This window comes from Microbacterium sp. (assembly GCF_052102115.1).
GTDB lineage: Bacteria > Actinomycetota > Actinomycetes > Actinomycetales > Microbacteriaceae > Microbacterium.
Genome location: NZ_JBQDVP010000054.1, coordinates 1 through 12,255, shown reverse-complemented (window position 1 = coordinate 12,255; position 12,255 = coordinate 1). Strand labels below are relative to the sequence as shown.

General features: G+C 68.8%; 9 protein-coding genes. 5 read left to right on the top strand and 4 right to left on the bottom strand.

Annotated features, from left to right (window positions below; all coding sequences use genetic code 11):
• A partial coding sequence (locus ACTICP_RS13630) for a THUMP-like domain-containing protein (RefSeq protein ID WP_441893238.1) occupies positions 1–1,160 on the bottom strand: 1,160 nt, incomplete at its 3' end.
• A gap of 136 nt (positions 1,161–1,296) precedes the next feature.
• On the opposite strand from ACTICP_RS13630, the gene groES reads away from it, so the two are divergent.
• From groES to ACTICP_RS13605, 5 genes are all read left to right on the top strand, one after another.
• Complete coding sequence (gene groES / locus ACTICP_RS13625; protein WP_028502311.1) at positions 1,297–1,593, top strand: co-chaperone GroES; 297 nt, start codon at positions 1,297–1,299, stop codon at positions 1,591–1,593.
• Positions 1,594–1,865: 272 nt separating this feature from the next.
• Positions 1,866–3,029, top strand: a complete 1,164-nt coding sequence (locus ACTICP_RS13620; protein ID WP_441893236.1) for a hypothetical protein — start codon at positions 1,866–1,868, stop codon at positions 3,027–3,029.
• 89 nt (positions 3,030–3,118) lie between these two features.
• A complete protein-coding gene (locus ACTICP_RS13615) occupies positions 3,119–3,352 on the top strand; it encodes a hypothetical protein (RefSeq protein ID WP_441893234.1) in 234 nt (77 codons plus the stop codon).
• A gap of 35 nt (positions 3,353–3,387) precedes the next feature.
• A complete protein-coding gene (locus ACTICP_RS13610; protein ID WP_441893232.1) occupies positions 3,388–5,343 on the top strand; it encodes a dynamin family protein in 1,956 nt (651 codons plus the stop codon).
• Positions 5,340–6,971, top strand: a complete 1,632-nt coding sequence (locus ACTICP_RS13605; RefSeq protein WP_441893230.1) for a dynamin family protein — start codon at positions 5,340–5,342, stop codon at positions 6,969–6,971. Before ACTICP_RS13610 ends, ACTICP_RS13605 begins: the two co-directional genes overlap by 4 nt.
• Before the next feature lie 428 nt (positions 6,972–7,399).
• Here the strand turns inward: ACTICP_RS13605 and ACTICP_RS13600 are convergent, their stop codons facing one another.
• The 3 genes from ACTICP_RS13600 to ACTICP_RS13590 all read right to left on the bottom strand — a co-directional run.
• Positions 7,400–8,233, bottom strand: coding sequence for an IniB N-terminal domain-containing protein (locus ACTICP_RS13600; protein WP_441893228.1), 834 nt, complete (start codon positions 8,231–8,233; stop codon positions 7,400–7,402).
• A 116-nt stretch (positions 8,234–8,349) separates the two neighbouring features.
• Positions 8,350–10,986 carry a LuxR C-terminal-related transcriptional regulator gene (locus ACTICP_RS13595; RefSeq protein WP_441893226.1) on the bottom strand — a complete coding sequence of 879 codons (2,637 nt, stop codon included), beginning with the start codon at positions 10,984–10,986 and terminating at the stop codon, positions 8,350–8,352.
• 12 nt (positions 10,987–10,998) lie between these two features.
• Positions 10,999–12,255, bottom strand: a 1,257-nt coding sequence (locus tag ACTICP_RS13590) for an Hsp70 family protein (RefSeq protein ID WP_441893224.1), incomplete at its 5' end; no start/stop codon positions are given.

Below are 12,255 nucleotides of genomic sequence, written 5' to 3'. Positions count from 1 at the left end.
TCGACATCCATCCCGCGCTTCTTGATCTCGAGCGTCCCGACGTCGTGCCTCGTCAGAGCCTGGCTGATCGCCTTCGGGTTCGCCGCGGTCACCTCGCGCACCCGGAACGTCTGCACGAACGGGCTCGTGACCGCGGCATCCCCGGTCAGATAGGCGATCTTCGGGTCGAGCATGCCCGCCTCCAGCGACCGGGCGACGTCGCCGATCAGACGGGCACGGATCACGGCACCGTCCGGCTCGTGCACGAACGCGCCGAGTTCGCGGACGTCTGCGTCTTCGGCATCCGCCCCCGCCGTCAGCTCGTGCGACTCGTCGCCGCGGATCACCAGCGCCGATCGCCGCACGCCTTCGCGAGCGAGGATGCCGGACCACACCACCAGCTCGACCACACTGCCGTCGGCGCTGACCCACTGCGCCTCGGCGTCCGCGGGGAGCGCCTCACGATCGTGCGCCGGGCCGAGCTTGATGCCGACCGGCATCCGCTCTGCCAGGGAGAAGGCCCACTCGAGCGAGGGAGAGTAATCGGATGCTGTGACGCGCCGCGTCTCGCTGTGACCGGCCGTCCGGCGCGCGGGGTCGAGCCAGACGGCGTCGACGTCGGTGAGGTCGGTGGTCTCGGCGGTGGCGTGGAGGGTGGTGACGGGGGCGGTCGGCGACGTTTCGGCTCGCTGCGCTCGCTCAACGCGTTTCGTCTCGCTGCGCTCGCTCAACGACCCGCGGGGTGGGGAGGAAAAGGGCGCGAGGTTGTAGGCGGCGATGGCGGCGGTGACCTCGTCGGCATCCACAGCGACGACAGAAAGCCCCGCACCAGCGAAGGCGAGGGCGTCGCCGCCGATGCCGCACCCCAGGTCTGCGACGCGCGAGATGCCGGCGCGGCGCATGCGCCCGGCGTGGCGTGCGGCGACCTCCAGGCGCGTCGCCTGTTCGAGGCCGGCTCTGGTGAACAGCATCCGCTCGGCGAAGTCGTCGAACTTTGCTGCACCTTTCGCCCGCAGGTGCGCCTGGCCGACCACCGCCGAGACGAGATCCGGGGAATGCCCGGCCGCGCGCAGGCGCGACACGACCTGCGCCACCTCGGTCGTCGACGAGATCGTGCTGACCTCATCGAGCAGCCGAAGGCCCTCGGGGGTGAGCAGCGCGGTCAGCTCAGACATCTCCACGTGTTCAGCCTACGCACCCGAAACTGGCACTCGCATTGCGTGAGTGCCAGCCGACGGCATACACTTGAGTTAGCACTCTCGGGTTGAGAGTGCGAACAAGTCTTTCGTGTCAGCGTCAAGAAAGAAGAGGTAGACCGTGTCGGTTTCCATCAAGCCGCTCGAAGACCGCATCGTCATCCAGCAGGTCGAGGCAGAGCAGACTACCGCGAGTGGTCTGGTCATCCCCGACACTGCCAAGGAGAAGCCCCAGGAGGGCGAGGTCGTGGCTGTCGGCCCCGGCCGGATCGATGACAACGGCAACCGCGTTCCGATCGACGTCGCCGTCGGCGACCGCGTTCTCTACAGCAAGTACGGCGGCACCGAGGTGAAGTTCGGCGCCGATGAGTACCTCGTGCTCTCGGCTCGCGACGTCCTCGCGGTCGTCGTTCGCTGAGCAGCAGCTCACTCGGTCCTCGCGACTGAATCTCGAAGGTCCGGATGCATCGGCATCCGGACCTTCGTCGTTCCCCACCGGCGTCGCCCCGGCATCCGCCCGCCTGCCATCGTGCCCCAGGCGATACCCGTACCCGCCCCCATCGAACCCCCCATGATCCCCCGGGGGTCCCCCGCAAGCCGCGGGATGGACCCCGATGCCGTGAGAGAGCCGTCGTTCCAGACTCGTAGCACGACGCCATTCCGGCACTCTCACGAACAGAGGAAATCATCATGGCTGTGGAAGACAACCTGAACGTTCTCGGTCTCCAGTGGAATCTGGGTGTCGAAGACGTGGGGAACACCAACGTCGAGGACAACGTGGTTGTCGCCGACAACGAAGTGGGCAACACCGACACCAACGTCGAAGACAACGAGGTCAACGTCGGCAATACCGACACCGACACCGACATCGAGGACAACGTCCTCATCAACGACTCGGGCAACACCGACACCGATGTCGACGTCGACGTCAACCTCGAGGACTCGTTCAACGACGACCACTCGAACCATGCGGACGGCTCGTTCAACGACGATGAGTCGATCCATGACTCGTTCCAGAACAACTCTGTGCACGACTCCGCGAACGACTTCTCGGTCAACGCCGGCATCCGTCAGTACGACACCGGCTTCAACGACCTGAACCTCAACCTGTTCAGCGCAGGCGGCGGCGGTGCGGGCGGCGGCGTATTCGGCGGCGACCTCGAGATCGACAGCCGCAGCACGATCAATGACCAGTCCGTGAACCAGAACATCACGACCGCGTCCGGTTCGGGCGGCGCTGCCATCGCCGTCGGCGGCGACTCCGATGGCGGCTGGGGCGGCCCGGCCTTCTCCAATGCTGCAGGTGGAGACACCGGCAACGGCGGCGACGGTTCGGCTGACGGGGGCACGGGAGTCGGCGTCGGCGGGCTCGGCGTCGGAGTCGGTGTGGGCGGCGACGCCGAGGGCACCGGTGGCGGCACACAGGGTGCCGGCGATGCGGGTTCGCTCGCTGACGGCGGCAACGGTGGCGGCGGCGAAGGCGGAGGTGCCGGCGCGATCGGCGGCGACGCGTCGGGCGGCAACGTCTCGCAGTACTTCGGCCAGAGCAGCAACGTCGCCTCGGGTGACGGCTCGGTCGCAGCCGGCAACGATGCGACGATCACCAACACCGACATCAACGTCGAGATCGACGACATCAACATCGGCAACGAGTACTTCACCGACTCGTTCAACACCGACCTGTCCGACAACTGGGAGATCAACGACTCGTTCCAGGACAACTCGATGAACGACTACTCCGACAACCTCAACATCGACGACTCCTTCCAGGACAACTCGCTCGAGGTAGAGGTCGATGTCGACAATTCGAACGTCGCCAGCCCGTTCGGGGACGCGAACGAGCTCGACTTCTGAGTCGAACTCCGCATTCTGCCCGGCCTCCCTTTCGGGGGGCCGGGCATACCAGTACACTTGCCGAAGCAACCCGATGAAAGCGTGACCCGATGTCCAGCGATTCGTTCGACGGAACCGGAGTCTCCGGTCTCGACGACGAGCTGTGGGATGGGCCGGCGGATCCCTTCACCGATCCCCTGAGCGTGAATCTGTTCACGCAGGAGATCGAGAACGTGGATGCCTCCGATTGGGACGTCGACAGCGATTCCCTCTGGGGGGATGCAGGGACGGACGTCATCACCGATGTCGGTGGTGGATCGTTCGATATCGACCTGCCGGGCTGAGCGAAATAGCAGAGGTGCGGACAAGGGGATGACACGTGCCGAACAGAGATGCTGCAGGACCTGCACCGATCGTCGACGTCGTTCGTGATGTCGGCGATCTCGCCGCGTCGAGCGGACGCACCGACTTGGCTGAACGACTCGATCAGACCCGGGCGCGCCTGCGTGATCCGGGCGTCCGCGTGATCGTTGTCGGCGAGTTCAAGCAGGGCAAGAGCAAGCTGATCAACGCGATCGTCAACGCACCGGTCTGTCCGGTCGATGACGATGTCGCCACGAGCGTGCCGATGACCGTCGGCTACGCGGATGAGCCGTCGGCATGGGTGCTCATGCAGCCGGATGCCGCGCCCGCCGCGCGCACGTCGACCTCGCGCTCCGCGTCGCGGTCGGCTGCCCGGGCGGGGGAGCGGCGCGAGATCGCGCTCGAAGACCTGTCGCAGTTCGTCTCGGAGCACGGCAATCCCTCCAACGAGCGGAATCTGCTCTCGGCCGAGGTGATGCTGCCGCGCGAGATTCTCAAGGGCGGGCTGAAGCTCGTCGACTCGCCCGGCGTCGGGGGCCTGGACTCCTCCAACGCCCTGGCGACCCTGTCAGCACTGTCCACGGCGCACGCGGTGCTGCTCGTCTCGGATGCCTCGCAGGAGTACACCGAACCGGAGGTGCAGTTCCTCAAACACGCGATGCGCCTTTCGCCGAACGTCGCTGCTGTGCTCGCCAAGACCGACCTGTACCCGCAGTGGCGGCAGGTCGAAGAGATCGACCGCGGCCATCTCGACGACGTCGGCGACGTTCCGATGTTCTCCGTCTCCAGCGACCTGCGACTGCTGGCCGCCGAGCTGCAGGACCGCGAGCTGAACGACGAATCCGGCTTCCCCGCCCTCGTCGCGCACCTGCGCCGCGAGGTGCTCGGTCGTGCCGAGGTCATTCACGAGCGCAGCGCCGTGCACGACCTGCATTCGGTCGTCGAGCAGCTCGCGGTGTCGCTGCGGGCCGAGCTGCACGCCCTGCAGAACCCGCAGGACACCCCGCGCATGATCGCCGAGCTCGAAGACGCCAAGGCCAAGGCCGACGAGTTCCGCGGCCGCTCCGCACGCTGGCAGGTCACCCTGACCGACGGCATCACCGATCTCATCGCCGATATGGAGCACGACCTCCGCGACCGCCTGCGCACCGTGCAGCGCGAGGCCGAGCAGGCCATCGACGAGGGCGACCCCGGTCCGATCTGGGAGCAGATCAGCGAGTGGATCGACCAGCGTTCCACCGCGGCCATCACCGAGACGTTCGTGTGGACCGACGAGCGCTCCCGCTGGCTCTCCGAAGAGGTCGCCGACCTGTTCAGCCAGGATGAATCCGCGATCCCCGCGATCGACGTGGGCAGCACCGAGGGGCTGCTCGACCCGGTCGACCCGATCTCGGGGCTGGATTCGGGCACCATGAGCGCCGGCGAGAAGATCTTCATCGGCGTGCGCGGGTCGTACGGCGGCGTGCTGATGGTGGGGCTCGCCACCGGCCTGATCGGCATGGCGCTCATCAATCCGCTCTCGCTGCTTGCCGGCATCCTCGTGGGGCGCCGCGCCTACCGGGAGGACATGCAGGCGCGCCTGAGCCGCCGGCAGCAGGAGGCCAAACTGCTCGTGCGCCGCTACATCGACGAGGTGATCTTCCAGGTCGGCAAGCAGCTGAAAGACCGGCTGCGCCTCGTGCAGCGCACCGCCCGCGATCACTTCGGATCGATGGCCGACGAACTGCACCGGTCGCTGTCCGAGGCGCTCACCTCCGCGAAGGCCGCGGCGGGCAGTTACACCGCCACGCGCGATGAGCGCGTGATCGCGCTGCAGGAGAAGGTCGCCCGGCTCGACAGCATCCGGCAGGTGATCCCGGTGCTCCCACCGACACCGGCGCGGCAGGCCCTTCCGGCAGCGCAGCACACGCTGCCGGCGGCACCCAGCCGGAAGGATGCCGGAACCCGCCCTGCCGTGGAGATCTCCCGATGACCACCGACGTCATCGCCGATGCCGACTCCGTGCTGGCCGCCGCAGCCGAGGTATACCGGCGCGACGCGGGCGCACTCGCCGCGATCGGTCGGCTGCGCACCCGACTGAACGAACCGCTGCGGCTCGCGATCGCCGGCATGGTCAAGGCGGGAAAATCCACGCTGCTGAACGCGATGCTCGGCGAGCAGATCGCCCCCACAGACACCGGCGAGTGCACGAGGATCGTGACCTGGTACCGGTACAGCGCGACGCCGACGATCACCATGCATCCCCGCCGTGGCGCACCGCGGCGCATGCCCATCCGGCGCGACGGCGGCAAGCTGGTCCTCACACTCGACGGGCTCACCGCCGAAGAGGTCGAGTGGATCGACATCGGCTGGCCGCTGGACGGGCTGAAATCGGTGATCCTCATCGACACCCCGGGGATCGGCTCGCTGTCCGAGGACACCTCGGCGCGCACGCGCAGCTTTCTGACGCCGGACTCGTCGCCGTCGACCGCGGATGCCGTCGTCTACCTCATGCGGCACTTGCACGGCTCCGACGTGCACTTCCTGGAGGCGTTCCGCGACACCGCGGCCGGGTCGGCCCAGACCGTGTGCGCGGTCGGCGTGCTCTCCCGCGCCGACGAGATCGGCTCCGGCCGGATCGATTCGCTGCTTTCGGCGGGAAAGGTCGCCCAGCGGTACGAGCGCGACGGCGACCTCGCGTCGCTCGTGCTGCGGGTCGTGCCCGTCGCGGGCCTTCTCGCAGAGGGCGCCCGCACCCTGCGCGAGAGCGAGTTCATCGCGCTGCGCGAACTCGCCGGACTCGAACGGGGCGACCGTGAGCGGCTGCTCGTCTCGGCCGACCGGTTCGCCCGGCCCTCGACGGTCACAGCGCTCAGCACGACGGTGCGCGAGGATCTGCTCGCCCGGCTCGGCATCTTCGGGGTGCGCCTGGCGACCGCGCTCATCCGCGGCGGCGTGCGCACGTCGTCGGAGCTGTCGGATCAGATGGTGCAGCAGAGCGGGCTCATCGAGCTGCAGGAGTTCGTCGTGGCGCAGTTTCACGCCCGCGCTGCGGCGCTGAAGACGCGCGGGGTGCTGCTCGAACTGCAACTGGTGCTGCGCGCCCATCCGCGCGACGGTCTCGACGAGGTGCACGCCGGTATCGAGCGCATCACCGTCGGCGCGCACGCGCTGCGCGAGCTGGCACTGCTGGCGATGGCGCGCTCCGACGGCCTGCCGGTGGCAGAGCAGGATGCCGCGTCGGCGCAGCGCATCGCCGGTGTCGACGGCATCGACCCGCCCACGCGCCTCGGCCTGCCCGCAGACTCCGAAACCGAGGCGCTCCGCGGCCGACTGACCGACGAGATCGATCACTGGCGGCAGCTCGCGTCATCGCCGCTGGCAGACCGGTCCACGATCTCGGTGTGCCACGTGGTGCTGCGCAGCCTCGATGCGATCGCGTCAGAGATCGGAGCCGGTCGGAGTCTCTGGCCCGCGCCGGACGTCGTGTCTGCGGGCACTCCAGGCGATGGCCCGGGGCATGACGCTGCTGAACAGGGCGAGCAGGACGAGCGCCGACTGCGCCGCAAGAAGGGGCGGAATCGGTTCGCCGCGCTCACCCAGCGCCACCCACTCCGGTGACAACAGCACCAGCAGCGCGAGCAGGCCGAGCGTCGCCAGTTGCCACCAGCGCACGTGTGGTCGCCGATTCATGAACGAGACCATGAGGGTCACCTGGATCAGCAGCACGGCGACCATGATCCCGAACACCACCCAGAAGATGATGTCGGCCGCTGAATCGTAGGTCGCGTCGTCCCGCCCCGCGGTGATCTCCTGGGCACTGTCGGAGATCAGCGGCAGCAGGTCTTCCCTCACGACGAAGAAGTACACCACGGCGAATGCTCCGACGGCGAAGCTCAGGATCCACAGAAACTGGCTCAGCCGCACCGAGAACGGCGGCGGGACCTTCACCAGGACCGGTGCCGCGTTCACGCCGCGGACGGGGGGCCGTCCTGGGGCCTCCCGTCGTGGCGGACTCCCGTTTCCGGGCGCCGGGTTCGACTGGATCGTCACTGCTCAGCCGGTGCTTCCTCGAGCACGGGCTCCTCCACGGTGGCGCTCGAGGCGTCTGCCTCGTAGACGTCTTCCGCAGCAGCGGTCATGTCGGAATCGAGCACATCCGCAGGTTCGTCGACCATGGTGGCTGCGACGGGCGCGGGCGGCGGTGTCACCGCGACGTCGCTCTCGGCGACAGTGCTGTCGTCGACGTCGATCTCCACATCGGTGGAGTTGTCCTGCGCCGAGTCGTCGACCGTGGTCTCGTCCGACGAGTCGTTGGTCGAGTTGTCCTGGAAGGAGTCGTCGACGGTCGAGTTGTCGGAGCCGTCCTCGTTGAAGGAGTTGTCGTACTCTTCGTTGCCGATCGAGATGTCCCCGGTGGTGATGTCGGTGTCGGAATTGGTGACGGTGGCGTCATCGCCGGCTGCCACCGCATCGTCGCCCGATGCGACCACGGCTTCCTGATCGAAGATCTGCGTGACGTCTCCGCCCTCGGTCCAGATGTTCTGGTTCACCGACTGATCCACGATCGTAGACCGGTTGTCGATCGTCGTGAACTGGCTCACCAGGCGGATGATCTCGTTGACCACGGGGTCCGGCGGACCGGGAGGTGTCGGCGGATCCGGGGGTCCCGGAGGGCCCGGAGGATGGGGGGTGACGGACGGATGATCGACGATGACCGGGGTTACCGCCCGGACATCGGCGAGACAAGCGCCGTGCACCCCGCCCTGCATCATCGCGGCCTGCGGATCTGCGGTGAACCCCTCCACCGCATCCGGGTCGCGCAGAAGGCTGAGAATGAAAGCGATCAGCGCGTCCGCGATGACCGCTACGGGAGTGCTCATGAAGTGACCTCTTCGCCTTGACCGAACATCGATTCACATTGGGGGGAGTCGTTGACGAGCGTATTGGCTCGTGTCGGGCTGAGCATCGGGGGGGACCCCGATAGATCAGGGGGGTGTCACGGGGGTCCGCCGGGGTCGCCGGGGTGCCCGTCGGACGGACGGGGAGACGGCAGGTCCAGCCCGATCAGCTGACGCAGTTTCGCAATGACCTCGGAGCGTGAATTCGCGCCGAGCCGACGGCGGATGTGGGCGATGTGATGCTCCGCAGTGCGCGGCGAGATGAAGATCGTCTCGCCGATCTCGGCGTAGGTCTTGCCCTCCACCACCAGCCGCGCCACCTCGAGTTCGCGTTCGCTGAGGATGTCGCTGGGCGGGGTGCTCTCCGCCGTCGCGGTGTCTGCGCGGCCGGTGGCCATCGCCCGACGCGAGCCGTCGAGAGGGTGCAGTTCGCGGGCGCAGGCGAGCAGGCGCGATGACACCTTGCGATCCTCGGATCGTGCGGCGCCGTGGCCGGCGAGCCGCGCACCATCCCATACCAGACCGACCGACGCGAGATCGCGCGCGGCCTTCTCGACCGCGTCGGCGTCGACGGTGCCGCCGAGCACTGCGGTCCAGACCCGGCCCGCCTTCGCCATCGTCGCGGCGACCCGGCTGTTCGCGGATGCGGCGACGAGCGCCTTCGCATGCGGACGCAGCGATTCAGGACTGTTCTGCAGGATGCCGTTCTGGATGCCGGCCCACCGCAGGTGCGCCGCCCACAGTGCCGGGTCGCCGAGCCTCTCGACGATCGCCAGTGCCCGCTGGAACTGCGGACGGATGCGGTCGGTGTCGCCGACCCGCGACGCGGAGCTGATGAGCTCGGCGAGCGGATGCAGCAGGAACAGGTCGATGTCCACGCGCAGCAGGCTCGCCCGGGCCTGAAGCCAGGCGGTCTCGAGGCCCGCGGCATCTTCGTAGCGTCGGGCGATGGCCACGTGCACGGCGTGCGCCAGCAGTGCATCGCGCGGAGAACGGGTGGGCATGGCGGCCATCAGCGCCTCTCGCGCTTCTGTCGGCCGCGCCAGCTGCACGGCGATCCACGCCCGCCACAGCAGCAGCCGCGACCGTGCCCACGAGCCGCCCTGCTCGCCCGCGATCGCCTCGTCGATGATCGAGCGCGCCGTCGTGAGACCGCCCAGATTCAGGGCGACGACCGCGGCGATCACGGCCGGGAGCTCGGGGATGCCGGCGGGCGTCCGCGATGTCGTGTACATCTCGGACGCCCGCACGAGATCCGCGAGCGCAGCCTCGGCCTGCTCGGGGGCGACGGACTCGTCGAGGCCGCGCCGCAGCAGACTCATCGCGACGCCGAGCGTGGACGGGGAAGTTGCCGCAACGGGATCGTCGTCGATGGTTTCGATGGCCGCTGCTCCGATGCCGAGCGCCGCGATCCGACCGCGTGCTGCCGAGATCGGATTCGCCGGAGGGGCAGCGGAGTACACCGCCCATGCCTGCTGCATCATGCCGCGGGCGGCCCAGATCGCGGCGGAGGTATCGGCGAGACGGCCGCGGGCGTCGGCATCCGCGTTGGTTGCGGCATCCGCACTTCGGCCTCCGTCGGCGACGGGTTCTGCGGTCAGTGGACCTGCGGCATCGACCAGCGCGCTCGCGGCGTCGATGTCACCCGCCGACCAGGCGGCCGCGGCGCGCCGCTCGGCGAGGGAGCGGGCGGGGACTCCCGATCGCACCGCAGACTCGTAGAGCTCGGCGGCGCGCGCCGGGTGCGTCGGCAGCAGCAGATCAGCGTGCCGCAGCAGCGCATCGGCGAGGTCGGTGGCGTCTGCGGTGGTGGTACCGCTCGTTCCGGTTGCAGCGTTCGCACTGTTCGCGCGGCTCGCACCGTTCGCACTGCTCAGCGCGGCGAAGCGGCCGGTGGGCATCGTCACCTGCACAGTGGTCCGCACCAGTGGAACGGGCTGGCCGCTGCGCAGCAGCATCCCCTCCGCGTATGCGCGCAGGATGAGATCCGCAGCATCCGCCGCCGTGGCGGACGAGCCAGGTGAGGCGATGCAGACGCGTTCGATCTCGTCGCGCAGCGCCGGGTCGAGCGCGCCGATGCGATGCGCGATCGGCTCCTCGAGCATTGACCGCAGCTCGCGGTGCCCGGCGTCACCCTGACAGTCGCGGTCATCGTGCAGTCGCAGCGCCTCGGCGACCAGCCAGGCGACACCGCCGGTGATCTCGAGAACGTGGTGCAGGCACGCGTCTGACAGCGTGACGCCGCGGACCTGCAGATGCGCGAGAGCGTCGGCCCGCGACACGTGTCCGAGCACGACGGCGGGGTGGTGCCGTTCGAGCTGCTGCGTGATCTCGGCGAGCTGCTCGTTCCAAACAGCGGGGCGCTGGGCGACGATGAGCGCAGCAGCGGGGTTCGCGGCCCGGGCGCGCACGTGCGCGAGCTCGTCCGGTGACGCACGGTGCAGGTCGTCGATGATGAGCACCTGCGCGTCGGGCACGTCGGCGATGTTCATCGCGCCGGGGTGCGCATACACGGCATTCCGTGAGCGTTCAACGAGCAGGTCGTGCAGACGCCGCAGCGTCGCCGATTTGCCCGAGCCGGCATTGCCTACGACGACCGCGCGAGGTGCGGCGTCGAGGATCGCGTCGAGGGCGGGGCCGATCTGATGCTCCCAGACGCTCGCAGTCCGACGCCGACGCGGTGCGGCATTCGCATCGCGCTCGGAGCGGCTGTGATCGTCGGTCAGGAGAGTCATCTGCAGCGTGGGTCAGACCGGCTCCGATGTCGGGCCGGGGGTCGGCTCGGGAGCGGGTGGTTCAGTGGGTGGCGGGTCGACGGGCAGGTCGACGGGGATGGGTTCGGCCGGCGGGTCGGCGGGTGGCGGGTCGACGGTCTCGTCCGCGGGCGGATCGACGGTTGTCGTCGTCGGCGGATCTGCCGGTGGCTGCTCGGGCGGGGTGTTGCTCGGCGGGGTGTTGATGGGCGGAGTGTTGGCGGGCGGATTGTTCTGGGTCGGCGTGCCGCCGCTGGACGACGAGTCGTCGCCTCTCGGATCGGCGACGGATGTGCCGGGCGTGTGCGTGACCGGGGGAGTCGCGTCCTCCGGGGGTGCGCTCGACTCGATCTTCGGACCCGACCCTCGTGTGTTCTGGTGCGCGCTGGAGTCGTCGGTGTGCGTCGTGGGGGTGCCTTTCCGGTCGCCCACGGGGAGAGTGCCCGGGGGGGTCGCGGATGAACCCGGCGGCGGCGACATCGGCAGATTCAGCAGATGGGATGCCGCCTCCTGCAGATAGTCCGGCCAGCGGGTGCCCGCGGCCGTCGTGCTGCTGAAAACGATGGTGATCGCGATGAATACCGCGGCACCGGCGAGCAGCAGAGGCGATGTCGACCGCGACCGACTGCTCAGGATCGGGCGGAGGAAGGCGAAAACGCCGGCGCGCTCCGGTTTCGGCTCCGGGCGCGGTGCCGGTGCCTTCTCGCTCTCGGTGATCGTCGCGAGTGCGTTGCCCGGCACGGGCTCGTCATCGAGCAGTCGTTCACGGGCGATCCGGGCGGCGCCGAGCACGGTCGTCGTCTGCGGGTCGGCATCGGCGATGATCGGCAGATCGAACCGCTGTGACAGTCTCTGCGCCACCAGCGGGATGCGCGATGACCCTCCGGCGAGAACGATCGCCCCGAACTGATCGCTTCCGGCATCCGCCGACTCGATCGCGAGATCCAGTGCTTCGGCTGTGCGGTCCAGATCCTCGACGATCATGGCTTCGAACTCGGAGCGCGTGACGCGCACGCTCGCTTCGCCCGTCGGCAGGGACAGCTGCACCGTGGCATCCCCGGCTGACGAGAGCATCTCTTTGGCAGTCACGACATCGTCGCGCAGCCGGGTGATCGCGGACGACATCGCATCGGTGGTCGGGGTTCCGGTGGCGCTGGTCGCGGCCCGCCCAGAAGCAGTGCCACCGAGTACGTGGCGCAGCAGCGCGTCGTCGAAGTTCGCGCCGCCGAGGTGCTCGATGCGCACCTGCTC

Excerpts from the sequence above, each read along its gene's own strand:
- ACTICP_RS13620 (WP_441893236.1), top strand. The coding sequence starts at position 1,866 with ATGGCTGTGGAAGACAACCTGAACGTTCTCGGTCTCCAGTGGAATCTG.
- ACTICP_RS13615 (WP_441893234.1), top strand. The coding sequence starts at position 3,119 with ATGTCCAGCGATTCGTTCGACGGAACCGGAGTCTCCGGTCTCGACGAC.
- ACTICP_RS13605 (WP_441893230.1), top strand. The coding sequence starts at position 5,340 with ATGACCACCGACGTCATCGCCGATGCCGACTCCGTGCTGGCCGCCGCA.
- ACTICP_RS13600 (WP_441893228.1), bottom strand. The coding sequence starts at position 8,233 with ATGAGCACTCCCGTAGCGGTCATCGCGGACGCGCTGATCGCTTTCATT.
- ACTICP_RS13595 (WP_441893226.1), bottom strand. The coding sequence starts at position 10,986 with ATGACTCTCCTGACCGACGATCACAGCCGCTCCGAGCGCGATGCGAAT.